Annotated in this window: 23 protein-coding genes; 2 read left to right on the top strand and 21 right to left on the bottom strand. The window is 36.4% G+C overall.

From position 1 onward, the window contains the following. Window positions 1-4: 4 nt before the first annotated feature. From NLM59_RS03410 to ychF, 6 genes are all read right to left on the bottom strand, one after another. Window positions 5-1,030 (bottom strand): rod shape-determining protein, encoded by a 1,026-nt coding sequence (locus tag NLM59_RS03410; protein WP_304416343.1) that lies wholly within the window; start codon window positions 1,028-1,030, stop codon window positions 5-7. A 251-nt stretch (window positions 1,031-1,281) separates the two neighbouring features. Then, on the bottom strand, window positions 1,282-1,881 hold the full coding sequence (locus NLM59_RS03415; protein ID WP_304416344.1) for a rhomboid family intramembrane serine protease: 600 nt from the start codon (window positions 1,879-1,881) through the stop codon (window positions 1,282-1,284). 55 nt (window positions 1,882-1,936) lie between these two features. Next, window positions 1,937-4,519: a DNA gyrase/topoisomerase IV subunit A gene (locus NLM59_RS03420; protein ID WP_304416345.1), complete on the bottom strand. Its 2,583-nt coding sequence runs from the start codon at window positions 4,517-4,519 to the stop codon at window positions 1,937-1,939. A 91-nt stretch (window positions 4,520-4,610) separates the two neighbouring features. After that, window positions 4,611-5,207: an LURP-one-related/scramblase family protein gene (locus tag NLM59_RS03425; protein ID WP_304416346.1), complete on the bottom strand. Its 597-nt coding sequence runs from the start codon at window positions 5,205-5,207 to the stop codon at window positions 4,611-4,613. Beyond that, a complete protein-coding gene (locus tag NLM59_RS03430; RefSeq protein ID WP_304416347.1) occupies window positions 5,200-7,074 on the bottom strand; it encodes a DNA topoisomerase IV subunit B in 1,875 nt (624 codons plus the stop codon). The genes NLM59_RS03425 and NLM59_RS03430 overlap by 8 nt, the downstream gene beginning before the upstream one ends. A gap of 350 nt (window positions 7,075-7,424) precedes the next feature. Continuing rightward, a complete protein-coding gene (gene ychF, locus NLM59_RS03435; RefSeq protein ID WP_304416348.1) occupies window positions 7,425-8,516 on the bottom strand; it encodes a redox-regulated ATPase YchF in 1,092 nt (363 codons plus the stop codon). 107 nt (window positions 8,517-8,623) lie between these two features. On the opposite strand from ychF, the gene purE reads away from it, so the two are divergent. Next, window positions 8,624-9,142, top strand: coding sequence for a 5-(carboxyamino)imidazole ribonucleotide mutase (gene purE / locus NLM59_RS03440; protein WP_304416349.1), 519 nt, complete (start codon window positions 8,624-8,626; stop codon window positions 9,140-9,142). Between the two features lie 77 nt (window positions 9,143-9,219). Here the strand turns inward: purE and yajC are convergent, their stop codons facing one another. The 14 genes from yajC to NLM59_RS03510 form a co-directional block, all read right to left on the bottom strand. After that, the gene (gene yajC, locus NLM59_RS03445) at window positions 9,220-9,507 is read right to left on the bottom strand and encodes a preprotein translocase subunit YajC (RefSeq protein WP_304416350.1); all 288 of its coding nucleotides are present in this window, start codon (window positions 9,505-9,507) and stop codon (window positions 9,220-9,222) included. Window positions 9,508-9,539: 32 nt separating this feature from the next. Beyond that, complete coding sequence (locus tag NLM59_RS03450; protein WP_304416351.1) at window positions 9,540-10,106, bottom strand: DUF1573 domain-containing protein; 567 nt, start codon at window positions 10,104-10,106, stop codon at window positions 9,540-9,542. A gap of 35 nt (window positions 10,107-10,141) precedes the next feature. Then, window positions 10,142-11,074 (bottom strand): transcription antitermination factor NusB, encoded by a 933-nt coding sequence (gene nusB / locus NLM59_RS03455; RefSeq protein ID WP_304416352.1) that lies wholly within the window; start codon window positions 11,072-11,074, stop codon window positions 10,142-10,144. Between the two features lie 148 nt (window positions 11,075-11,222). Then, window positions 11,223-12,590 carry an acetyl-CoA carboxylase biotin carboxylase subunit gene (gene accC / locus NLM59_RS03460; protein WP_304416353.1) on the bottom strand — a complete coding sequence of 456 codons (1,368 nt, stop codon included), beginning with the start codon at window positions 12,588-12,590 and terminating at the stop codon, window positions 11,223-11,225. A 24-nt stretch (window positions 12,591-12,614) separates the two neighbouring features. After that, window positions 12,615-13,097: an acetyl-CoA carboxylase biotin carboxyl carrier protein gene (accB, locus tag NLM59_RS03465; protein ID WP_304416354.1), complete on the bottom strand. Its 483-nt coding sequence runs from the start codon at window positions 13,095-13,097 to the stop codon at window positions 12,615-12,617. A gap of 98 nt (window positions 13,098-13,195) precedes the next feature. Next, entirely contained in the window at window positions 13,196-13,399 is a 204-nt protein-coding gene (rpmF, locus tag NLM59_RS03470) for a 50S ribosomal protein L32 (protein ID WP_304416355.1), read from the bottom strand. 13 nt (window positions 13,400-13,412) lie between these two features. Further along, on the bottom strand, window positions 13,413-13,958 hold the full coding sequence (locus NLM59_RS03475; RefSeq protein ID WP_304416356.1) for a YceD family protein: 546 nt from the start codon (window positions 13,956-13,958) through the stop codon (window positions 13,413-13,415). A gap of 59 nt (window positions 13,959-14,017) precedes the next feature. Next, window positions 14,018-15,070: a 4-hydroxythreonine-4-phosphate dehydrogenase PdxA gene (gene pdxA, locus NLM59_RS03480; protein WP_304416357.1), complete on the bottom strand. Its 1,053-nt coding sequence runs from the start codon at window positions 15,068-15,070 to the stop codon at window positions 14,018-14,020. Between the two features lie 82 nt (window positions 15,071-15,152). Then, window positions 15,153-16,481: a quinol:cytochrome C oxidoreductase gene (locus tag NLM59_RS03485; RefSeq protein ID WP_304416358.1), complete on the bottom strand. Its 1,329-nt coding sequence runs from the start codon at window positions 16,479-16,481 to the stop codon at window positions 15,153-15,155. Window positions 16,482-16,504: 23 nt separating this feature from the next. Continuing rightward, window positions 16,505-17,101 carry a c-type cytochrome gene (locus tag NLM59_RS03490; protein WP_304416359.1) on the bottom strand — a complete coding sequence of 199 codons (597 nt, stop codon included), beginning with the start codon at window positions 17,099-17,101 and terminating at the stop codon, window positions 16,505-16,507. A 10-nt stretch (window positions 17,102-17,111) separates the two neighbouring features. Continuing rightward, complete coding sequence (locus tag NLM59_RS03495) at window positions 17,112-17,627, bottom strand: DUF3341 domain-containing protein (RefSeq protein WP_304416360.1); 516 nt, start codon at window positions 17,625-17,627, stop codon at window positions 17,112-17,114. Continuing rightward, window positions 17,617-19,029: an NrfD/PsrC family molybdoenzyme membrane anchor subunit gene (gene nrfD / locus NLM59_RS03500; protein ID WP_304416361.1), complete on the bottom strand. Its 1,413-nt coding sequence runs from the start codon at window positions 19,027-19,029 to the stop codon at window positions 17,617-17,619. The genes NLM59_RS03495 and nrfD overlap by 11 nt, the downstream gene beginning before the upstream one ends. Window positions 19,030-19,051: 22 nt before the next feature. Next, a complete protein-coding gene (locus tag NLM59_RS03505) occupies window positions 19,052-22,243 on the bottom strand; it encodes a TAT-variant-translocated molybdopterin oxidoreductase (RefSeq protein WP_304416362.1) in 3,192 nt (1,063 codons plus the stop codon). A gap of 28 nt (window positions 22,244-22,271) precedes the next feature. Further along, window positions 22,272-23,606 carry a c-type cytochrome gene (locus NLM59_RS03510; RefSeq protein ID WP_407986209.1) on the bottom strand — a complete coding sequence of 445 codons (1,335 nt, stop codon included), beginning with the start codon at window positions 23,604-23,606 and terminating at the stop codon, window positions 22,272-22,274. Between the two features lie 267 nt (window positions 23,607-23,873). Here NLM59_RS03510 and NLM59_RS03515 point away from each other — a divergent pair, with 267 nt between their 5' ends. Continuing rightward, window positions 23,874-24,350, top strand: coding sequence for an SPOR domain-containing protein (locus NLM59_RS03515; RefSeq protein ID WP_304416363.1), 477 nt, complete (start codon window positions 23,874-23,876; stop codon window positions 24,348-24,350). An 87-nt stretch (window positions 24,351-24,437) separates the two neighbouring features. Here the strand turns inward: NLM59_RS03515 and dnaG are convergent, their stop codons facing one another. Next, the gene (dnaG, locus tag NLM59_RS03520) at window positions 24,438-26,375 is read right to left on the bottom strand and encodes a DNA primase (protein ID WP_304416364.1); all 1,938 of its coding nucleotides are present in this window, start codon (window positions 26,373-26,375) and stop codon (window positions 24,438-24,440) included. Window positions 26,376-26,431 lie beyond the last annotated feature (56 nt).

The raw sequence follows: 26,431 nt of genomic DNA on the forward strand, positions 1-26,431 counted from the left end.
ATTACTATCTCATTAAGAAATTAAACTTTTCTATGTTTTTCAAGGCAATACCCGTTCCTCTTACCACTGCTCGCAATGGATCATCTGCCAAGAACACAGGTAATCCTGTTTTCTTAGACACACGTTGGTCTAGACCACGTAGCATAGAACCACCACCGGCTAGGTAAACACCTGTATTATAAATATCGGCCGCCAACTCTGGAGGAGTTTGAGATAATGTTTCCATTACCGCATCTTCTATTCTAGAGATCGATTTATCTAAAGCACGGGAAACCTCTTTGTAATTAACAATAATTTCTTTTGGTTTACCTGTAATCAAGTCTCTACCTTGAACAGCTAAATCCTCTGGTGGATGCTCTAATTCCTCGATGGCAGAACCGATTTCGATTTTAATTCTCTCGGCAGTTCTTTCACCAATGTATAAGTTGTGGTGCGTACGCAAATGATAAGCGATATCATTTGTAAATACGTCACCTGCAATTTTAACTGATTTATCACACACGATACCACCTAAAGCAATAACAGCGATTTCGGTAGTACCACCCCCTATATCGATGATCATATTACCTTTTGGTTGTTGGATATCGATACCAACCCCAATAGCTGCCGCCATAGGTTCGTAAATTAAACGAATATCTTTTGCGTTAATATGTGCAGCAGAATCTTTAACCGCACGTTTCTCAACCTCTGTAATTCCAGAAGGAATACAAATCACCATTCTCAAAGCTGGAGCAAACATTCCACCTTTTAGACCAGGTACCAAGGAAATAAATTTGCGAATCATCTTTTCAGAAGCTTCGAAATCAGCAATTACACCATCTTTCAACGGACGAATTGTTTTGATATCATCATGCGTTTTACCCTGCATGCTCTTAGCCTCCTTTCCGACTGCAATCAATTTTCCAGTTTGCCTATTAATAGCTACAATCGATGGTTCATCGATTACAACCTTGTTGTTATGTATAATTAGGGTGTTCGCTGTCCCTAAGTCAATCGCAATATCTTTGGTGAAGAAATTAAATAATCCCATTAAATCTTTCTAGCGTGTTTTATTAATAAATCAGAATGCACAAAAATACGAGTTATATCACGTATTGCCATATTTAAACCTCTAACTTTAACATGATTTATCAAGAAAATAACAAAAGTTATTAACTATCTTGTTCTATTGAACGAGTCGATATCTTTTTTGGTATAAACTATCGGGATTTCTGCTGCTCCTTAACAAAAATTTATACTAAAAGATTTAACTTTTTTACTTTAAATAAAAGTTGGAGAATCTTAAAATAAGTTCATCAGTTGATTTATTAATTCTGGCTTCATGCCCAAGGTTATCGCAATTCCAGCAATACTTCCTCCTAAGTGCGCTGCGTGCCCCACATTATCATGACGAGATTTCATTCCAAACATAGAATATCCTAAGTAAACTAAAGCAAATGTCCAGCCCGGAAAGTCAAAAAATGGTAGAAAGATTAGCCTTAAGGGCATATCTGGATAAATCATAATAGCGGAAAACACTACACCAGAAACTCCTCCCGAAGCACCTACAGCTGAATACCACTTTTCTTTTCCGTGGAACAAAATGGTAACTAAACTTCCGGCTAAAATGGAAATTAAATAAATCAGCACAAAAGTCAATGATGAGAATAGAGACAATACAACCGGAGCAAAAACATAGAAGGCAAACATGTTGAAAAGCAAGTGCATAGAATCCGCGTGCAAAAATGCCGAGGTAATCATTCTATCGTATTGCTTTCCTTCTAAAATAGCATCCATCTGGAATTTTAATCTCTCGAATAATTCACGGTTTTGCCATCCTTGCCAACTTACCAATACTGTTATTCCAATGATAACCAGCATTGTTATATTCATTCCACCCATACAGTTAATTTTATCTTCTGTTTAATTTTTAGAACTTGATTCAATCCTAAGTTCATTACTCCTCTTCGTCATCGCCAAACAGGGAAGGTTGTTTTGCCTCACGCTCAAAAAACTCGTGATCATCATCAGAGAAATCAGCTTTTTCTTCTTCCTCATATGGTAAAGGATCTAAAATGTTGATTTCTTTAACCGGATATGTCGTCAATTGATTTCCAAGTGCGCTAATTCCTTTTACTGAAATAAACTCCTCTAATTCAATAGTTTCTGGATCTCGTTGTTGACCTTTAACCTTCTTGAATATAATTTCTACTACAGGAAGATAATCCGTAGAAACCATTTCTATAAACGAACTAGAATCTTCTAAATCATAGAACACTTGTGGATTCGCTAGGTCTTCTAGCATAAATCGCTTAACATAATATCGATCTCTTTCAGAATGATAATAGATACAAGAGATGGGCTTTTTAGGTTGCCATTTCTCAATCACCAAATATTCATCATCGAAGCGATTGCTCAAATCCGGTGCATGTAACTCGGCTTCTCCCTTGGTATTGATGGTTAAAATCTTATCACCTCCTTTGAAGGTTCCTAATAATTCACCACGTTCTTCTGCGTTTAATCGGCGAATAGTGCTGTCAAACCAAATCTTGCGAGGAGCCAATGTAGAAACACCTTCCTCTTTCATTTCGATTTTTTTTACATGGTTTTTAGTCACTAAATTACCCTTCGCTGAGCGTCCTTTCACATCTAAATCAGCGAAATCAATATCAAATCTTAATTTCTTAATCCTTGAATTCGCCTTTAATAAAACTTGAACCACCTCAGCCTCACCATTTGGATTGGCAGAGAAATAGAAAATCTCTGAATTCTTAGCATCCTTGGTTACGCTATATTCCTTATCTCGAATAACGCTAGTAACATTAAATCTCTTCTGATAATATGGACCTGTTTTTCCGAAGCGATAAATTAAATTATAGATCGTTCGTTTATCTTTTTTCTTCCAAACAGCACAATGGATAATGTTTTTACCCACAAAGGTTTTATCATCCACTTTGGTCACCATCATGACACCATCTTTTCTGAATATAATGATGTCATCTATATCCGAACACTCGAATAAGAATTCATCTTTACGAAGCGATGTCCCGATGAAACCTTCTTTTAAGTTTCCATAAAACTTAACGTTGGCAGCTGCCACCTTAGCCGCGTCGATGTTTTCGAATCTTCTAATCTCTGTTAGACGAGGTTTATCCTTACCGTATTTTTCTTTTAATTTCTTGTAATAACTAATCGCAAAAGGAATTAGCTCAGCTAAATTCGCTTTTACTTTTTCAATTTTTTCTTCTAGAGATTCTATGTATTGTTGCGCCTTATCTAAGTCGAATTTAGAAATACGCTTAATTCTAATTTCCGTTAAACGAACAATATCTTCCTCTATAACAGGACGTTTAAGATGAGAAATATGTGGTTTTAAACCTTCATCAATTGCCTTGATAACACCGTCCCAAGTTTCCTCTTCCTCGATGTCACGATAAATTCTATTTTCAATGAAAATTCTTTCTAAAGATGAATAATGCCATTGATTTTCAAGTTCATCTAACTCAATTTCCAACTCACGCTTTAGCAAAGCTACCGTATTGTCGGTATTGATTTTAAGAATATCAGTTACACTTAAGAACTCAGGTTTATTATTAACAATCACACAAGCGTTGGGCGAAGCCGAAACTTCACATTGTGTAAAGGCATAAAGTGCATCAATGGTTTTATCTGGAGAAACATTTGCATGTAAATCGATATTAATTTCCACATGTTGAGCCGTATTGTCCTCAATATGTTTCACCTTAATTTTCCCCTTGTCATTGGCTTTAATAATACTATCAATCAAGCTACTGGTATTGGTTCCGAATGGAATCTCAGTAATTTGAAGGGTATTTTTATCAATTTGGCTAATTTTAGCTCTAATCCTAACACGTCCACCACGCTCGCCATCGTTATAATCAGTAATATCGATTAAGCCACCCGTCTGAAAATCAGGATATAAAATAAATTTCTTATTTCTTAAATAAGCAATCGAAGCATCGATTAACTCGTTGAAGTTGTGTGGAAGAATCTTGGTAGACAAACCAACTGCAATACCTTCTACACCTTGTGCTAACAATAATGGAAACTTAACGGGAAGATTGATGGGCTCTCTGTTTCGGCCATCATAAGAAGGTTGCCAATGCGTAGTTTTTGGATTAAAGACTACTTCCTGACCAAATTTGGTAAGTCTGGCCTCAATATACCTTGCCGCTGCCGAACCATCACCTGTGAAGATATTACCCCAGTTACCTTGGGTATCAATCAATAAGTTTTTTTGTCCTAATTGAACTAAGGCATCAGAAATAGCAGCATCACCATGAGGGTGATATTTCATGGTATTTCCAACGATATTTGCCACCTTGTTATATCTACCATCCTCCATTTCTTTCATAGAGTGCATGATACGACGTTGCACAGGTTTCAAACCGTCTTCGATTGCAGGAATGGCACGTTCTAAGATTACGTAAGAAGCATAATCAAGAAACCAATCCTCATACATTTCTGATACTTTCTTTAACTCTTCGCCTTCGTGTTTGTCTGGTGTAAGTTCTGCCATTTATATTTTAAAAATTGAATAAGATTTGCCTTATTTCCTAGTTCAACTTTATTTCTTTTAATTTTTAATTAAGCTTCTCCAAATTTAAGAATTAACCTCTATTTCTCTCTAATAAAATCATCATCATAAAAGACATTACTAATAGAGATTCGTCTTCAGGAGAAATCTCGTTTATCTTATCTAAACTGAATTTTCGTCCAAAAAAGGAAGGATTTTTCTTCAGTCTTAAGATCACTTTTCCATTTTTATCTTTTGCGATATAACTTGGATTAAAAAAATATCCTGTGAAAAAACCTAGTATAGGAATCTCACCTAAGGTTTCGTCTATAAACTTAATAAAAGGATTTTCTTCGGTGATGATATAGTTATCATTCTTATCGGCATCGATTACATGATATCTAGCTCTCCACAAAGAGTGAATTCCCTTTCTGCTGACTTTACCTAAATCTCTACCATTCTTTTCAGAAATAGCATAAGACGTATTGAAATCCAACCAATTACTCGCTTTAATCTCAAAAAGAACATTCTTTCGATTGCTATTTTCATAGATTTCAACGTGTTCTTTTAATCGCCATTTCTTTTGACGCGTATATGCAATCACATTTCCATTCGCATCCTTTGCCGTGAAATCATTGGACAAAGTTGCAATATGAAATTTAAGTTGTAATGGGTAGGATAGGTTATTCATCTATTGGAACAGGTTCTGCTAAAACTTCTAATTCTTCGTCGCTCTCTACGACCAAGTTTTCTATAATAAACTCCTGTCTATCTGGCGTATTTCTTCCCATATAGAACTCTAGAAGTTCGCTGATGGTTGTGTTTTTGTCCATCATCACCGGTTCTAAGCGAATATCTTTCCCGATAAAGTTTTTGAACTCACCTGGAGAAATCTCACCTAATCCTTTGAATCGCGTAATCTCTGGGTTTTTACCAAGTTCTCTAATCGCTCTAACTCTCTCTTCGTCGGTGTAGCAATATCTTGTTTCCTTTTTATTACGAACCCTAAACAGTGGTGTCTGCAAGATATACAAGTGTCCCTCGCGAATTAATTCTGGGAAAAACTGCAAGAAGAACGTAATAATCAACAATCGAATGTGCATACCATCCACATCGGCATCGGTAGCAATCACCACATTGTTATATCTTAAGTCTTCTAAACTATCTTCTATATTTAAAGCGGCTTGTAGAAGGTTAAACTCCTCATTTTCGTAAACAATTTTCTTGGTTAAACCATAACTATTCAATGGTTTACCACGCAAACTGAATACAGCTTGAGTTTCTACGTCTCTACTACTTGTAATCGAACCACTTGCCGAATCACCCTCGGTAATAAAAATGGTTGTTTCTAGTTTTCTTAGGTTTTTCTGATTATTGTAATGCTGTTTACAATCCTTCAGTTTTTTATTGTGTAAGCTAACTTTCTTAGCTCGATCACGGGCTAATTTTCTAATCCCTGAAAGTTCTTTACGCTCTCTTTCAGACTGCGTAATTTTCTTTAAAAGTAATTCTGCAGCTTCTGGATTCTTATGTAAATAGTTATCTAAATTTCGTTTAACAAAGTCATTGATAAAGGTTCTCACCGTCGGCAAGTCCCCTCCCATATCGGTAGAACCAAGCTTTGTTTTAGTTTGAGATTCGAATACAGGTTCCATTACTTTAATTGCAATAGCTGTAATTATGGATTTTCTAACATCGGTAGAGTCGAAGTTTTTACCATAAAAATCTCTCACCGTTTTCACGATAGCCTCTTTATACGCACTTAGGTGAGTACCTCCCTGCGTAGTATTCTGACCATTCACGAATGAATAGTAAGTCTCTGAATAAGAAGTTGAACTGTGCGTTAATGCAATTTCTATATCATCTTCTTTCAAGTGGATGATTGGATATATGGTTTGCTCCTCAATCGTATCTTGAAGCAAATCCTTTAAACCATTCTCCGAATAATACTCCTCGCCATTGAATAAAATACGTAAACCTGGATTTAGGTAAACATAGTTTTTAAGCATCTTGGCGATATATTCATTTCTGAATTTATATTTGGTAAAGATGGCTTCATCCGGAACAAAAGAAATCCTTGTTCCTTTTCTAATGGTAGTATCTTTTTCGTCGTGTTCAATCTGCAATTCACCCTTAGAGAATTCTGCCTCACGAGTTCTTCCATCACGAATAGATTGAACCTTAAAGTAACTTGATAAAGCATTTACCGCCTTCGTACCAACTCCGTTCAAACCAACAGATTTCTTGAAGGCTCTGGTATCGTATTTACCACCGGTATTCATTTTAGAAACGGCATCAACCATTTTACCCAATGGAATACCACGACCGTAGTCACGCACTGTAACTTCTCGATCACGCACCACCACCTCGATGGTTTTTCCGCTTCCCATGACAAACTCGTCGATAGAGTTGTCTAAAATTTCTTTTAAAAGTATGTATATGCCATCATCTTGAGATGAACCATCGCCAAGTTTACCGATGTACATCCCAGGACGCATACGAATATGCTCACGCCAATCAAGCGTTTTAATATTATCTTCTGTATATTGAGTACTCATTTAATCTTTAAAGATTTTGGATTTAAATAGGGATGCAAATCACCCCGTACAACCATTATGCATAATACGAAATAATCTCTTTGCTTTATAAGGCTTTAGAGACTTTTTTCTAACGATTTTTGAACACTTAAAACCGATTTAAATCTAATTTTAATGTTCTCTAATTAAGATTAAAATTCAATTCCGAGTTTAAATTAAACTAGAAACATTCTTATCTTAATCAACATCATAATATAGCTCAAAATATTCAGATTTCAAAATCCTAATAGCTATATGAGTTACTCCAGAGAGAAAATACTAAAAACTAAGTCAGCTTGTTGAGATTAGCTGATGTAGAGGCCTAAGAAGATTTAGACATTGAATCTGAAATGCATGATATCACCGTCTTGCACAACATATTCTTTACCTTCAACACTTAGTTTACCTGCTTCTCTAGCTTTTGCTTCAGAGCCGTATTTTTCGTAATCCTCGAAGTGGATAACCTCTGCACGGATAAATCCTTTTTCGAAATCTGTGTGAATTACACCTGCTGCTTGTGGAGCTGTATCTCCTTTCTTGATGGTCCAAGCACGAACTTCCTTAACACCCGCCGTAAAGTAAGTTTGCAAGTCTAATAACTGATAAGCAGTTCTAATCAAACGGTTTACTCCAGGTTCTGTTAAACCTAATTCATCTAAGAACATTTGACGCTCTTCATAAGTTTCAAGCTCCATAATATCAGCTTCGATTTGAGCAGCTAATACTATAACCATAGCATCTTCGTCCTTGATAGCCTCTTCTACTGCTGTAACATGCTCATTTCCTGTTTTCACAGAAGCCTCATCTACATTACAAACATATAAAACAGGTTTAGCTGTCAATAATTGAAGTTCATCAAAGATTTCTTGCTCAGACTCGTCCCATTCTAGGGCACGTGTGTTTTTACCTTCTTCTAGGTGAGCAATCGTTTTTTCGTAAACAGTAACTGCCAATTGCATGGCTTTGTCTCCAGTTTTCGCGGCGCGTTTGATTTTCTCGAATCGCTTTTCAACTGTGTCTAAGTCTTTTAACTGAAGTTCGGTATCGATAATTTCTTTATCACGAATTGGGTTAATACTTCCTTCAACGTGTGAAATATTATCGTTATCAAAGCATCTCAAAACATGAATAATCGCTTGACACTCACGGATGTTAGCCAAGAACTGATTCCCTAGACCTTCTCCTTTACTTGCACCTTTAACAAGACCAGCAATATCAACGATTTCTACCACAGCTGCTTGCACACGTTGTGGTTGAACATATTTTTCTAATACTTCTAAACGTGGATCTGGAACCTGAACAGTTCCTAAGTTAGGTTCTATAGTACAGAACGGGTAATTAGCCGATTGTGCTTTGGCACTCGACAAACTATTAAATAAAGTTGATTTACCTACATTCGGTAATCCTACAATTCCACATTTCATATTTTCTGCTTTTGAGTTTGCAAATTTAGTGATTTCTTCAAACATTCGAGTATAGAAGTTCCTAGGTAAATTTCAATTTCGTAATTTAGGGTTCAAATTAAAAAATTATGCATATCGAAAATCCACTAGTAAGCATTGTAATGGGGAGTAAGAGCGATTTACCCATTATGAAAGAAGCTGAAGATATACTTCAAAGATTAGGTATTCCTTATGAGTTAACATTGGTTTCTGCTCATAGAACTCCTGATAGAATGTTTGACTTTGCTAAGAAAGCTCAATCCCGAGGAATAAAAGTAATTATTGCTGGAGCTGGCGGTGCTGCACACTTGCCAGGAATGGTAGCTTCTATGACTACTTTACCTGTAATTGGTGTTCCTATTCATTCAAGAAATTCTATCGACGGTTGGGATAGTGTTTTAAGTATATTACAAATGCCTGGTGGAATTCCAGTGGCTACGGTTGCTTTAGATGGTGCAAAAAATGCAGGGTTATTAGCCGGAAGAATGATTGCTAGCTTTGACGAAACTATTCAAGAGCGTATGCAAGAATATATTGATGAGCTAACTCAAAAAGTTGAGGATGACATTGCTGATGTAAGGTTACATCATCCCAATGCTTATGATTAATAAGATCAAAGTTCATTATATTAAAAACAAAAAAATCCCGAATAATTCGGGATTTTGTATTTTAAGGGAGCTTTTATTTACTCAGCTTTGCCATATCTAGCAGCGCTCAATTCTTGAGAAATAGCTGTTTTCTCGAATCTGATTTTACCCGCATTTGTTTCTACGGTAACTACATCATCTGTAACCTCGGTGATTTTACCATGGATTCCAGACGTAGTAACGACTCTTTCTCCAACTTTCATTGAATCTTGAAATGCTTTCTCTTTTTTCTGACGTTGCATTTGTGGACGAATCATGAAAAAATACATGATTACGAACATCAAACCTATAAACACAAAGCTCATCGCTCCTTCACCTCCAAACATATAATTGTATATTAATTAATTTTAATTTCTATTTACTGACCTAAAGCTGGTGCAGGTAATGGTTGAGGCTGTGGCATTGGTTGTGGTTGTGGCGCTCTAGTGCTACCTCCAACAACGTTTGCTTGAATTTTAAATGTCTCAATACTCTTAGGTGTGTTGGTAGTTAAAGTAACTGTTTTAGTTTGCTTACCATTATTACCTGGAGCTTTGAAAGAAACTTTTAAGCTTCCTTTCTCACCTGGAGCAATTGGAGTTTCTGAATACTCAGGAACTGTACATCCACATGAAGCTTTTGCACTCTTAATAATCAATGGACCTTCACCTGTATTTGTAAACTCAACAACTCTTTCTGTAGTAGAATTAGCCTGTACATCACCAAAGTCATAAGTATCTGACTCTAGAGAAAGAACTGGAGCCGCACTTGGATCAGCAGTTTCATCTAAAACAGGAGTTGCAGTTTCAACAGCATCATTTGACGCTAATGTTTCTGCGTTTTCAACATTATCAGTAGTCGCTTCTGTAGTATCAGCTGATTCTTTGTTACAAGAAATAACTAATAAAGTCGCTAACGAAAGTAGTGTGATTTTAATTGTTTTCATTTTTTTTAATTATGATAAGTTACAAAGTTAATAAATTACATCATACCTCTTGCACTCTTTCTAATTTTCCCGGCTTCTTTTAGATCTTTTAACGATTTATCAAGGATTCCGTTAACAAATGTTTTACTTTTTGGGGTAGAATAGTTTTTTGCCATTTCTACATATTCGTTTAAAGTAACCTTTGGTGGAATGCTCGGGAAGTATAAAAATTCAGCTAAAGCCATTTGAATAATCAAACGGTCTATTAATGCAATTCGTTCGAAATCCCAGTTTTGAGCTTTCTCTTCTATGATAAGGTTTAACTCGTCTTCGTATCGAACACTAACTCTGATTAATTCTTTTGTAAACTCTAAATGTTCTGGATCTAGCAAGAGCGCGAACAACTTATGTTCTTTTGGCTTGAATGATTTTATAGTATTCATTACCATTGTATTGGCAATGTGTAAATCGTCTGACCAACTTAGATTTAAATCTCCTACGAAGTTTAATACATCTTCATTAGGCGCAATGTAGTTTGCAAATAAATAAAGTAAAATTTCTTTATCCCCTTCAAAGCTTGAAGTTTCTGAGTCCATGTAGGCTAGATACTTTGGATCTTCAATAAACTCTTTGAAAATCTTATGTGGATAAATATCCTCTACTGCCCAATTAAGTTGTTGATTTTTGCTTGTAAAATCTTGTAGCGTTTCATTCTCTTCTAGAATGGTGAATATTTGGTTTTCTGCGAATTTTCTATTCGGATTTTTCTCTTCTTCAGTAGGGAAATTCTTTGATAAACCTATATCTATTTTCTTTTGCGCTTCGTCTCTAACAGCAAGCGTTAAAGTAAGCAGGGCGTAATATAGTTTTTGGATGTCATTGATCCCATTGACCATGTTTTTCTCAACCCATCTCATATCCTCATTTCCCCTGTAATAGGCATACAATGCTTGCATTGCCTTTGCTCGAAGCTGTCTTCTTCCTAACATTCAGAACTTATTTGATGCAAAAATAAGACTTTCTTATTAAAATGTAGTTGGTATTTTAGGATTTGTATGAAAGCATTAAAAATTGAGTCATTAAAAAAGCCACTTGGTTTCCCAAATGGCTTGATATAAATTATTCTAATAAAGACTATTAATCCTCATCTTCTTCTATCACATAGCTTTCGTCTAGTTCAAAAGATTCCATGAATTTAGTGGTATAATTTCCTGCAATAAAATCAGGATCATCCATTAATTGACGATGGAATGGAACTGTTGTTTTAACCCCTTCGATATAGAATTCATCTAATGCTCTACGCATTTTGTTGATGGCCTCTTCTCTGGTTTGTGCTGTAACAATCAACTTAGCTACCATTGAATCATAGTTTGGTGGAATCTGGTAACCTGAATAGATATGAGTATCTACACGAATTCCGTGTCCTCCTGGGATATTCAAGTTGGTAATTCTACCTGGACTTGGTCTAAAGTTATTGTATGGATCTTCTGCGTTAATACGGCATTCGATACTATGCATTTTAGGAAAGTAATTAACTCCAGAAAGTTTTTCTCCGGCAGCTAATTTAATTTGCTCTCTAATTAAGTCATAGTCGATAACTTGTTCCGTAATTGGGTGCTCTACTTGAATACGGGTATTCATTTCCATAAAGTAGAAGTTTCTATCCTTATCTACTAAGAATTCAACTGTACCTACTCCTTCGTATCCAATATATTCGGCAGCTTTAACCGCAGCATCTCCCATTCTCTTACGTAAATCATCCGTCATGAAAGGCGAAGGAGTTTCCTCCATCAATTTCTGGTGTCTACGTTGGATAGAACAATCTCTTTCAGATAAATGACAAGCGGTACCATATTGGTCTCCTGCAATTTGAATCTCAATGTGACGAGGTTCTTGGATAAGTTTCTCTAGGTACATTCCGCCATTTCCAAAAGCTGATTCAGCTTCATGTACAGCAGATTCGTATGCACTGATTAACTCTTCTCTATTCCAAACTGCGCGCATACCTTTACCACCACCACCGGCAGTAGCTTTTAGCATAACAGGGAATCCCATTTCGTCAGCTAATTCCAAAGCTTGTTCCGCTGATTCTAGAATCCCTTCTGAACCTGGAACTACTGGTACTCCAGCTGCAATCATGGTTGCTTTCGCACTAGCTTTATCTCCCATTTTTTCGATATGTTCTGGCAATGCTCCAATGAACTTAAAACCATGTTTTTGGCAGGTTCTAGAAAAGTGAGCATTTTCAGATAAAAACCCATATCCTGGGTGAATAGCGTCTGCATTGGTGATTTCAGCCGCTGCAATAATATTTGAAATCTTAAGGTAAGAATCTTTAGAAGCCGCTGGACCAATACATACTGCCTCATCAGCAAAACGTACCGGCAAACTAGTACTATCTGCAGTTGAGTGAACAACTACAGTTTTGATTCCCATCTCTCTTGCCGTACGAATAATACGCATCGCGATTTCTCCTCTGTTGGCAATAAGTATTTTCTTAAACATAAAGTTTGTTTCTATTAATATAGATTAAGCTGGGTCAACCAAGAATAATGGTTGATCGTACTCTACTGGTGTTGCATCATCTACCAATACTTTAACGATTTTACCAGAAACTTCTGATTCGATTTCGTTAAATAATTTCATTGCTTCAATAATACAAACAACATCACCTTGTTGAACACTATCCCCTACATTAACAAATAAATCTTTGTCTGGGCTAGGTCTACGGTAGAAAGTTCCAATCATTGGAGACTTAATAGTGATATAGTTTGCATCTTCTGCAGCCTCTTTTGGAGCTTCTTCAGCCTTAGCTTCAGTAGCTGGTGCAGCAACTGCTTGAGGAGCTTGAGCAACTACAGGTTGTTGAACAACTGGTGCAGGTGCAGATGAAACGATTTGTTCTGGAACATTTTTGATAGAGATAGCGAACTCGCCAGATTTAAGCTTAACTTCAGCTACTCCAGACTTTGCAACAAATTTTATAAGATTTTGGATTTCTTTATTATTCATAAAAGTGTCTTTAGAATTTCAAATGTAATAAATTTAAACAAAAAAAGTCGCATCCATAGGATGGAATGCAACTTTTAGATTTTTTAAAACAAGGTTTCTTATTCCTCGATAAATTCTTCTGTTTCTTTTTCTAGAACCACTTTACCTCTATAGTATAGTTTTCCTTCACTCCAGTGTGCATTGTGTCTCACATGCATTTCACCAGTTGTTGGATCTGTGGTTAGAGTTGGAGTCGCAGCTTTGTAGTGCGTTCTTCTCTTGTCTCTTCTTGTACTTGACTGACGTCGTTTAGGATGTGCCATCTCCTTGTGTTTTTTATTTTTTCTTAAACAATTCTTTTAACGAATCCCACCTTGGGTCTATCGATTTATCTTCTGATGTATTATCTTCAATTGATTCTTTTGGAGCATATTTCTCCAATAAGTCTAATGCCTCTTGTACCTTTTCCGATTCCGAATCAGGGTTCACTCTCTTTAACGGAATACTCAATAATATCATTTCATATATCAACTGAGCTACATTAATCTCGTGTTCTCCTTCTGGTATAATCCACACCTCGTCGTCTGAATCATCAAACTCGTGGCCGAATTTCACCACCATATCCATTGCCCCTTCTATGGGTTGTTTATAGGCTTCGTCGGTAAGATCACAATCAACAATTACACTTCCTTTGGTATCAAATTTTAATTCTAAAAACGTAGTACGCTTTTCTAACTCTAATTCTACTGATACTTTAGGATCCTGAAAATCTTGATCAAAATCAAATAAATCAAAGAACTCTTGTGAGATTTCAAACCTAAATATATGTTTTCCGAGAGGTAATCCCGAAAAAGATACATTGTAATCTTTTATCTTATCCATAATAATGGGAGGGCAAATTTACAATTATTATTTAATATAACAATTATATTTACAATGAATTATCGTCTTCTTTGGTTCGAAGAAATCTTTAAAGCATTATCTTCCAGCTCTGTATTCATTTTTCGCATGTTGAAAATATCTACAGCAGCGTATAAAGCCTCTACCATAGAGGTTTCGTCAGCCTTGTGTTCTTTAGCTATATCATAAGCTACACCATGATCTGGACTGGTTCTGACAAAGGGTAGACCTGCTGTAAAATTAACACCTTCCATTCCTGCTAGCGTTTTAAAAGGAATTAAACCTTGATCGTGGTACATGGCCAAGACAGCATCAAACTTTGAAAGTTTATCAAAAGTAAAGAAACTATCTGATGCATAAGGACCAAAAACTTTCATCCCTTTTTCCAATTTATTTTTCAACGTTGGAATAATAACATCTAATTCTTCTTTACCTAATAATCCGTTATCACCTGCGTGTGGGTTTAATCCCATCACCGCAATTTTAGGGTCTCTAATTCCAAAGTCTAATTTAAGACTGGTATAGATGGCATCTAACTTTTTAGATATGGCCTTACCCGTTAAGGTAGCGCTTACATCTTTTAGAGGTATATGCTGAGTTACTAATCCAACCTTGATGTTTTCATGCACCATAAACATAAGGTTCTCTCCACCCCATGCATTTTCTAAAAACTCGGTATGTCCTGGAAAGTTAAAATTCTTTGATTGAATATTGGCTTTGTTGATAGGTGCTGTAACTAATAAATCACAAAAACCATCTTTCACAGCATTTGTTGCCAAGGTTAAAGATTCGAAGGCTAAGTTTCCACCCTCTCGAGAAGATTCGCCAAACTCAACATTAAATTGATCTGTTTTAAAATTAAAGACATTCAATTTATTCGACTGTATGTCTTTTAAGTTTTCAATTTGGTTACTTGCTAATTTACTATCAAATCTCTTTCTATAAAAACTCCAAAGATTTCCTGGTACAAAAACAACATAAGTCGCCATACTTTGGATATCCTTTCGCTGAAGTGATTTAAATATTATTTCGGGACCGATTCCATTGGGATCTCCTAGAGAAATCGCAATGATTGGTTTGTTTTTATTGTCCATAAATTTGTTATAAAAAGAAAGATACAAAATTCAAAAATAATGAACTTTGTATCTTCTTAATTAATTTTAATAATAAACTTTCTTAGAAAGGATATTCGTAAATTTTACTTTCGTGGTAAAGTGGATTTCCTTTAGCTTGAAGTTTTAACTTAGTCATTGCATTCATTGTAATGAATAAGAATAAACCTCCTACAAAGAATAATGCTCCAAATTCAAGTAAACCGAATTGCCACCATGGACCAACTGTACCAGGCATCATTTGGTTGAAAATATCTAACCAGTGACCTAAGATGATAATCACAGCTGCAATTGATACCACTGTATAGTTTCTCTTAATTGAACTTGAGATTAACATTAAGAAAGGAATCACAACGTTAGGAATTAACATTTTATAATAAGTTAAATTATAAACATCTTCTCTTTGTTGGAAATAAACAGCTTCCTCTGGAATGTTAGCGTACCAAATTAACTCAAACTGACATAACCATAAGTAACCCCATAATAAACTAAATCCGAATAAGTATTTAGTTAAATCGTGTAAGTGGTTATCATTAAACTCAGGGAATACACCTTGATTCTTTAAGTGGATAGAAACTAAAATCATAATCGCGATTGCAGTTACTAAGTAACTCACCATTACATACCATCCAAATAGAGATGAATACCAGTGTGGATCGATAGACATTACCCAATCCCATCCTGATGACATAGAAGTCAATGAGAAGAAAACAATTGCCCAAACACTCCATTTATATAAAGACCAGTAGTTTTTATGGTTACTAACTGCATCTAATGTTTTTGATTTCTTTCTTAAGATCCAAGCAAATAAAGTCCATCCAACAATATAGATAACTGATCTAATTAACCAGAATGGCTCGTTTAACCAAGGCTCTTTTGTCTTTAAGAAATGGTCGAAGTTTTCACTACCGAAATCTCTTAAATCTTTAACCATCCAGTGAAATAAGTGGTTATAACCTAATACAGATCCTACTAAAACGATTAATAATAAAGCTCCTCCATAAGGTAAGAACACTGTCATTCCTTCCATTACTCTTGAAACAACCACTGACCATCCAGCTTGTGCAGCATGTTGGATTGCTAAGAAGAACATAGAAGCTAAAGCTACCCCAGTGAATAAAAACGCAGCAATCATTAAAGCTGACCAAGGTTTATTATGATATAAGTGCAATAAATGCTCCGCGTGCTCTTCTGCCGCCAACTCAGCCGCAGCTGCGCCTGCTGCATTAGCAGCATCTGGTGCATAATGATCGATTGCATTCGTTGCTATTTGATCCTTTACAAAATCAATCCCATTTCCGGCATTCATAAAGGCTCCTACTGCAAAAAGTATTAAACCTACCACCATAAAAGCTATGGCTGCCATCTTCAATTTAGGTGAAAAAGTATACATATTATTTCTTCTTTTTCCTTTAATTAATTATTCTTTAACTTCATCACATATTCAGCGACTCTCCATCTATCTCCTTCCGTTAATTGAGAAGCATAAGATCCCATGGCATTTCTACCATGCATAATCACGTGATATACTGAACCAACTGTGATTGCTCTGTCTTTATAGTTTGGAACTCCTACATAAGCACCTGTTACTACAATAGGTCCTTGTCCATCTCCTGCACCACCATGACAAGTAGCACATACTTGATTATATAACAATTCACCTCTCGCTAAATTCTTTTCGCTGTTAGCTGGATCTAAAGGAGATTCAACTGACATAGAGGCATTATATCCTTCATTAGTATCTGGTAATAGATAAGGTAAAGTTCCAATTTCGTTGTGAGGAACAGTTCCTTCTACAGGTTTCAATGCTGTCATATTATACTCTTCAGTAAATAAAGGTACAGCAGACTCATCACTATAACTAGGGTATCCAAATGTAGCTTTCTCGTATGGTTCGTATGGAACAGCATAGTACATATCAGGCATGAAAACCATGGCCGGAGTTCTTTGTGGTCCATCGCACGAAACAAATAGGCCAGCTATTACTATTAATGTTAAAACATATTTCATCATTCTTCCTAATTTAAGCTCTTTTTACAGTAACTTCTTCAGCACCTGTATCAATAAACATTTCTTTTAATCTATCTACATCATCCGACACAATTTCAACAAGAAACTTATCATCTGTTGTTCTAGGATCTGGGTTCTTAGTTGGTGCTCCTGGATATAAACCACTTCTTAATAAGTAAGTGATACACATAAAGTGAGCAGCAAAGAATACTGTCATCTCGAACATTGGTACCGCGAACGCTGTAACGTTCTCTCCCCATGTGAAACTTGGTTTACCACCAATATCTTGAGGCCAATCATAGATCATCATATACCATGTAACGATAGACATCAATATCAGTCCATAAGCTCCATAGATAAAAGCTAAATCAGAGATTCTTGTTTTCTTCAGTCCTAAAGCTTTATCCAAACCGTGTACTGGGAAAGGTGTATAAACTTCATTGATTTTTACTCCTTTCTTCTGTAGTGACTTTACGGCATCCATCAAAATGTCGTCGTCTCCGTATAATCCAAATATTTTAGTGCTCATTTTCTTCGTGCTCGTGTTCTGTATGATCTTTCTTATAGCTTTCGCCAGATGATTTCAAAATGGTCTTCAATTCCGCTTGTGCAAGTACAGGGAAAGTTCTTGCATACAATAAGAATAATACTGAGAAGAATCCCATTGTTCCCAAAAATATTCCTACATCAACAAATGACGGCATAAACATCGTCCATGAAGATGGTAGGTAGTCACGGCTCAAGTTCACAACAATAATGTCGAAACGCTCGAACCACATTCCAATATTAATTACAATAGATACAATGAACGTCCATAAGAAGTTACGTCTCCATGGTCTTACCCATAAAGTCATTGGAACAAGTACGTTACAAATAATTAGTAACCAGAATGCCCACCAATATGGTCCTGTTGCAGCACCTACTGTAAAGTATGTAAAGTCTTCAAATCTACTTCCTGAATACCAAGCAATAAAGAACTCAGTTAAATATGCTACAGTCACCATACCACCTGTTACAATGATAACGATGTTCATGTATTCAATATGCTTTCTAGTAATATAGTCCTCGAAACCATTTACTTTTCTCATAACGATCAATAGTGTTTGTACCATTGCGAATCCAGAGAAAATTGCACCTGCCACGAAATATGGCGGATAAATAGTCGAGTGCCATCCTTTTACAATCGAAGTTGCGAAGTCAAAGGATACAGTAGTGTGTACCGAGAATACTAATGGTGTTGCTAAACCAGCTAATACCAACGTAAGCTCCTCAAATCTTTGCCAGTGTTTGGCATTACCACCCCAACCAAAGGCAAGGATACTATAAATTCTTTTTGTTACCGGTTTTGTAGCTCTATCACGTATCATCGCAAAGTCAGGAATAAGTCCCATATACCAGAATACTACTGATACAGAGAAATAAGTTGAAATTGCAAACACGTCCCATAATAATGGAGAGTTAAAGTTTACCCAAAGTGATCCAAAATTGTTTGGAACTGGGAATACCCAATATCCTACCCAAGGACGACCCATGTGAATTAATGGGAAGATAGCTGCTTGAACTACCGCGAAGATCGTCATCGCCTCCGCTGATCTGTTGATCGACATTCTCCACTTCTGACGGAAAAGTAAAAGTACTGCAGAAATAAGTGTTCCTGCGTGACCGATACCTACCCACCATACGAAGTTGGTAATATCCCAAGCCCAGTTGATTGTTCTATTCAATCCCCAAACTCCAATACCAGTTCCAATGGTGTAAGCGATACAACCAAATCCATATATAAACGCAAGCATTGCAAAACTAAATGCTATCCACCAAAGCTTTCCGGCTTTGCTTTCCACTGGGCGCGCTACATCTACGGTGATGTCATGATAGGTCTTATGACCTAAAATAAGCGGTTCCCTAATTGGTGATTCGTAGTGACCTGACATAAATATTCTTTAAACCGTTTATTTAATTTTTTCTATTTCTAATTTTCACGTGGTAGAACACATTTGGCTGTGTGCCTACATCTTCTAACACGATATACTTTCTCTTGTCCTTCTCTAATTCTGTTACTTTAGAATTTGGATCATTGATATCACCAAATGCCATAGCACCAGTAGTACAAGCATTCACACATGCAGTAGAGAATTCTTCATCCTTAACTCTTCTACCTTCTTTCTTAGCTTCTAAGATAGCAGCTTGAGTCATTTGGATACACATAGAGCATTTCTCCATCACACCACGTTGACGAACTACTACGTCTGGGTTCAATACCATTCTTCCTAAGTCGTTGTTCATGTGGTAGTCGAACTTCTCGTTTTGAGCATAGTTGAACCAGTTGAATCTACGTACTTTATAAGGACAGTTATTTGCACAATATCTCGTTCCAACACATCTATTGTAGGCCATTTGGTTCTGACCTTGTTTACCATGTGATGTAGCTGCTACTGGACAAACCGCCTCACAAGGAGCGTGGTTACAGTGCTGACACATCATTGGCTGGAATATAACATCTGGATTAGTCTCGTTTGGTCTAACCAAGATTTTATATTGTGTTGGCTCTATATATTCTTCATCTTTTAAAGCTTCCGTTTGCGTATATGGATAACGCTCTGGATGCTTTTCTTGCATATGATCTGAGTAGTATCTATCGATTCGTAACCAGTGCATATCACGTGATCTACGAACTTCGTCTTTACCTACTACAGCTACGTTATTTTCTGCATGACATGCAATAACACAAGCTCCACAACCTGTACAAGAGTTTAAGTCAATAGATAATTTGAAGTGAGGTCCGTCTGTACGATCGAAACTTCTCCATAAATCTACTTCTTTAACTGGAGTACCTTTACCTTGGAAAGTATCCATGGTTGGTTGCTTATTCCACTCATCTGCAGGTTTAGTTAAGAAGTCTTCATTGTAAGCTTCTTTTGCGATTTCATATCTACCCATTAAGGTATTCATCATCTGAATATTCGCAAATTCATGGCTTCCACCTGCTGCTTCTAAACTTTCGATATTGGCTGTTTTTGCTCCATCTTTATAGATTGGATAAGCATTAACACCAATTTGATCTAAATTATTTGCTTCTGCAATTCTACCTTTAACACCATATCCAAGTGCTAAACCTAATGTTCCTTTTGCTTGTCCAGGTTGAACAAATACAGGAGCTGTTATTTTCTGACCGTTAACAGTTGCTGTATAGTAAGGACCATTAAACTGCATTCTACCATTTCTTTCTGGACCACTGTTCCACATAGAAATATCTAATGCATCAGCATCTTGAGGGTTCATGGTAAAGTAGTTATCCCAAACTGTTCTTGAAACAGGATCTGGGAACTCTTGTAACCATGGGTTTGTAGCATTTCTACCATCACCCATACCTACTTTAGTGTATAATTGAATTTCCCAATCAGAACTTGTAAGTTTAGATAACGCTGAAGCTGCACTTGCTACTCCTGTTGCATTAGCCGTCAAACTAGCTTCTGAATCTTTTTCAACAACACCATCGTATAAAGCTTGGTTGAAGGAAGTACCCCCTAACACATTGCTTTCCCAATATTTCTTTAAATAATTGTAGTAAGAATCAGCTTCACCAATACTTACCGAAGCCGCTACTTTTTGAATAGCTGCTGTTGCTGAATCTACAACCGCTGCTGCAGCTGCTGCTACTTCACCTTCCGTAGTTTCAGTTTCTACTAAATCAGATCCATCAGCTTTAGTCCATTTGATCAAACTATCTTGGAACTGTCTCGTATCAAAAATTGGCTGAATAGTTGGTTGTTGTAAAGCATAAACTCCAGTCATTGGATTGAAATCACCCCAAGACTCTAACCAGTGTGGTGTAGGAGCTACTACGTTTACATTCTTAGCTGTTTCGTTGTTCTGATCTGTTAATGCAACAGATACAGGAACTTTCTTAAGAATTTCTTTAAAGTTCTCTCCATAAGAAGAGTGCTCAATCGGATTTGAGTTGAAGATTAATAATAATCCAACATTTCCGGCATTAGCATCATTTAAGAAAGACTTAAATTTAGCGTGGTTACTTTCTTTTAAGAATACAGATTTACCTGTGATAGCAGTAGAACCAAGCATTTGGTTGATAGCATAGGCTAATGCATAAGCATCTTTGTTACCATCCGCTAAAACAACCGCTTTGTTTCCTTTAGCTTTTAACTCAGAAGCGATAGCTGCACCAACATCTGTGGTAGCTTTTGCTCCATTTAAAGCATTATAAACATCTGCTAAAACCTTATAGGTCATAGAAGGTTTTAATGGGAATCTCGAGTCAGAGTTAGCTCCCGTCATGCTCAAGTTAGATTCAACTTGAATATGTCTAAGCATTTTCTCTCCTGGTTTCTTAACTGTAGCATAAGATTTCTCAAGACTTAATCCATTAAAGTCGTTTAAGAAGTCAGCATTAAATCCAACCACCAACTCTGTGTTGCTTAAATCTACATGAGGAATTACTCTTTGTCCGAATACTTCTTCTGCAGCATCTAAGGCAGGTGTAGAATCAACTGCATCAAATACAACGTGTTCTACATTTCCATACTTAGATTGGAAATTCTGAATTAAACTTTTTGTTGATGGACTTGGTAAAGAAGGTGTAATTACAACTGCTTTCTTCCCACCTAGATTGGCTAATTGTTTTAGAACAACAGTATCAACTGCATCCCAAGTACTATCAGCACCACTAATTCTAGGCTTAGCGATTCTGTTGCTATCATATAATGATAATACAGACGCTTGAACTCTAGCATTTGTAGTTCCAAAGTTGTTTGCTCCTTTATTAGGCTCAATCTTGATAGGTCTACCCTCTCTCGTTTTCACGATTACACTAGCATAATCATACCCATCATACATTGTAGATGCATAATACGTAGGTACACCAGGTGTAATTTCGTCAGGTTTAACTACATAGGGCACAGATTTAACAATAGGTGCCTCACAAGCCGCAAGGGTTGCTGCTGCAGTACTGAATCCTAAAAATTTAAGGAAATCACGGCGAGACGTTTTAGAAGATTCTAAAGCTTCAGATTTCCCAAGAAATCCTTCCACTGGCAATTCTTCTGCAAATTCGTTTTTGGCCAATTCCTCGGTCAACGAACTGTCTTGCAATTCTTCAATACTTCTCCAATATCTTTTCTTCGAAGCCATTTAACTTCTTTTATTTATTTAAACTTAATTAATAGTGACATTTTCCACACTCAAGACCACCAATAGCATCTACTGTAATTTCAGCTTCTGAACCATATTGTTTCTTAAGTTTCTCGTGTAATTGTGCGTAGTATTCTTTGTTATACTCGTTCTCCATATCCACTTTGGTTTCACGGTGACATTCAATACACCATCCCATTGTGAAGTCATTCGCCATTTTCACCTCATCCATTTCATCAACTTGACCGTGACAAGCAAAACATACTTGCTCAACACCTTTAGCTGACTTGATTGCTTCTCCACCTGCAACAACGTGTTGTGCGTGGTTAAAGTAAACAAAATCTGGCATATTGTGAATTCTTACCCACTCGATAGGATCTTCTTCACCTGAATATGTCAAGTTACTAGGATCAAATCCAGCAGATGCGTAGATTTTCTGAATCTCCTCTGTATAGAATTCGGCAGATTTACCTTCTTCGATATAATCTCCAGTATATTCTTGGATTTGGTAGTGACAGTTCATACATACGTTGGTAGAAGGAATACCTGATACCTTACCATACTTAGCACTACTGTGACAGTACTGACAATCAATACCCTGCTCACCAGCGTGAATCTTGTGAGAGAAATAGATTGGTTGTTCTGGCTGATATCCTTTATCAACACCAATTCCAATCATGAATTGCCATGCACCGTATAAAACTAATAAAGTAATTAGTCCCATTCCAGCATAAGCAACATTCTTGTACTTCTCAAAAGTTTCAGCAAAGCTTTCTGCTTGTTCTGTCTCAAGAGCTCCACCTTCTTGTTTAGTTAAATTAACTAAGGTGTTAACTCTAAATAAGATCCAAACTAACAAACTCGCTAATACAGCAAAACCAATCAACAAAGCTCCTAATGGCAATGAGTTGTCAGTTGCTGACGTAGCAGGTGTTGCAGCTTTCTTTTCCTCTTTTGGAGCAGGCGGATTCGAAGTAAAGTAGATGATATCATCAATCTCTTGATCACTCAACTGCTCAAAAGGCAACATGACAACTTCATTATACTCCTCAAATACTTGATTTGCATACTCGTCGCCACTTGCTCTTAGCTCTTCGTTGTTTTTAATCCACTTACGTAACCAATCGACACCAAGACCTTGTTCGTCTTGTAATCTCTCGGCCACTCCACCCAAAGCTGGTCCAATCAACTTTGAGTCTAGCTTGTGACAAGCCGCACAATGTTGATTAAATAAGGCCTCTCCATTAGCTGCATCTCCACTCACAGCATCAGCTGGAGCGTCTTGCGCGTTCATCCATGAAAATGCGACGATGAAGAATAACGCCGCATAATGTTTCAATTTAATTTTTTCCCAATTCACCATATCTCCTTTATGTTGATATTCTGATATGCTATTTATATATCGAACAAAAATAAAATAGTCTGTTAAATTAAACCTAAAAAGTAACACATGAACTTTGGGAATAGGCTTAATTTAAATCTATTCTAAATTAACCAATGATGTAAGTCTCTACAATCAATGACCTTATAGAAATTTTAACATTTCAGAGCAAAGCGTTAAAAAAACATATTATTCGTTTTTTTTGACTGAATTCACGAATCTCGCTTATATTTGCAAAAATATTATTGAATGAGACACCTATTATTTCTATTCCTATTCGTTTTTGGATTACCCTTGGTAATGGGGCAAATTAGTGTAAAGGATAGCCTATCAGGTGGAAGTTATAATTTAAATGTTAACTCCGCTATAGATTCATTGGTTCAGAAAACAGTTAAAGCTAAATGCTACAAACCTGTTGTTGAAGTTAAGCCAGATGAAGATAGAGAGAATTTTGATCCTTGTGCTCAGAACCCTAAAGTAATGGGGTATAAGATTCAAATAATGTATACTAAAGATAGAAATGCAGCGAATAGAGCTCAGGCCGATTTTGCGAAAAATTTCCCTTCTTTAGTTCCTGAAATGGTTTATACTCGACCTGACTATCGTGTAATGGTAGGAGATTACTTTACTAAAAGATCAGCAGGTATGGATTTAGCTTCAGTCAAAAAGAAATATCCAGGAGCCTTCTTGGTTCAATGGAGAGTTTGGTGTCGTAAGGCGAAATAATTCCATTAAAAACATAAATGAAAAAGACAAAATACGCTTTGTATTTTGTCTTTTTTTTTGTGCTTTATTTAATCTAAATTTTAAATCTTAAACAGCTCTATTCAGTAGTTTATCTAATGAATTCTTAATCTGCGTTAAACGCATTATTTCTTTTAAAACTTCGGCTCTTTCTTCTAAATCTAATTCAGGTTGCTGTGTTTTATTGTGCTGATTTTTAATCATTTGAAGCAAAACATTGCGTTTATAATTCAGAACCATTTCCTGCACACGTTTTCCTAAATTAGAATCCGCACTTGGAACTGGTACACCATGTTTTCCCCAGTCAGAAAGTTGATATTTATCGAAAATCATCCCTGAAGCAAGCTTACTTAAATCTTCGTTTTCATGACGAACGAAATGATCACTTAAGCTCTGATTTTCATTTTCTATAAGCTCCTTTTTAATTTCAGCATACATCTCTTGATAATGTGGCGTCGTAAAACTAATTCCATCTTCTTCTAACTGTGATAAAATTTCTCCTGCTACGGTTGAAGTGTAAAATTCATTTTCGGACTCATTGATAGGCAGTTCTATTTCAACTTCACCATAGCGAATCATTAATTGAATCATATCCTCCTCTATCAGCGCAAATTGATTTACCTGGATTTCATCCTTAGGTGTAGTAGCAATTTTAAGTGGACTTTCTTCTGCTGGGCGGGCTTTACGCTTAACCTCTTTGTCCTTTTCTGCCAGTTTAATTTGCAATTGTCTGAAAAGAACTTCCTCTCCTATACCCAGAATAGATGAGGCATCACGAATATATAATTCTCTTTGAATTAGATTAGGAATCAAAGCGATACTGTCCACCACCGATTGAATCATATTAGAATTCCTAACTGGATCATCTCCGGCATCTTCTTTTAGAATTCCAACTTTGAAACGAATAAAGTCAGTGGCTCTGGTTTTAAAATACTCCTGAATTTCTTCTTCCTTGTGAGCTCTCGCAAAAGAATCCGGGTCTTCCCCTTCTGCTAATACCACCACGCGTACATTTAGCTCTTGCTCAAGAATTAAATCAATCCCTCGGAATGAAGCTTTAATCCCAGCAGCATCACCATCATAGACTAGTGTTAGATTATTGGTAAGCCTTTTAACTAAACGAATTTGTTCAGGAGTTAATGCAGTTCCAGAACTAGAAACCACATTTTCAACACCAGCTTGATGAAGAGAAATAACATCAGTATAACCTTCTACCAAAATACATTCATCTTCACGAAGAATTGCTTGTTTGGCTTGAAAAATACCATATAAGATTTTACTCTTATGGTAAATTTCGTTTTCAGGTGAATTTAAATATTTAGCGGTTTTCTTATTATTACCAAGAATTCTTCCTCCAAAACCTAAAGTTCTACCGGAGAAACTTTGAATCGGAAAAATAACTCTTTCCCTGAACCTATCAACCGGACGATCTTTGTTTCCTACCGTAAGACCCACAGATTGTAAGGCTTCAAAGGTGTAACCTTTGTCTAAGGCATATTGAGTAAATGCACTCCACTCTTTAGGCGAATACCCCAAATGGAACTTCTCCATGGTTTCTTTGGTGAAACCTCTTTCTTTGAAATAAGAATACCCAATTTGCTTTCCTTCCTCTGTCTCCCAAAGTTGAGCTTGCAACCACTTATTTGCAAACTCGGTAAGGGTAAATTGATTTTCGCGCTCTTTTGCTTCAGCAATTTGTTCATCACTTCGCTCACGATCTTCTTCAACCTCTATATTATATCGCTTGGCCAACCACCTTAAAGCTTCTGGATAGGTGAATTGCTCGTGTTCCATTAAGAAAGAAACAACACTTCCCCCTTTGCCACTCGAAAAATCTTTCCAGATTTGTTTGGCAGGTGACACCATAAACGAAGGAGACTTCTCCTGTGAGAATGGCGAAAGACCTTTGTAGTTACTACCCGACTTTTTAAGGTTTACAAAATCTCCAATTACCTCCTCTACACGAGCAGTTTGGAAAATCTTGTCAATGGTATTTCGGGTAATCATAGTAGAAAATTAATAGAATTAAAGTAATTGAATAGTTACTAATATAGCAAATTACT

It is taken from the genome of Profundicola chukchiensis, assembly GCF_029664245.1.
Taxonomy (GTDB): domain Bacteria; phylum Bacteroidota; class Bacteroidia; order Flavobacteriales; family Weeksellaceae; genus Profundicola; species Profundicola chukchiensis.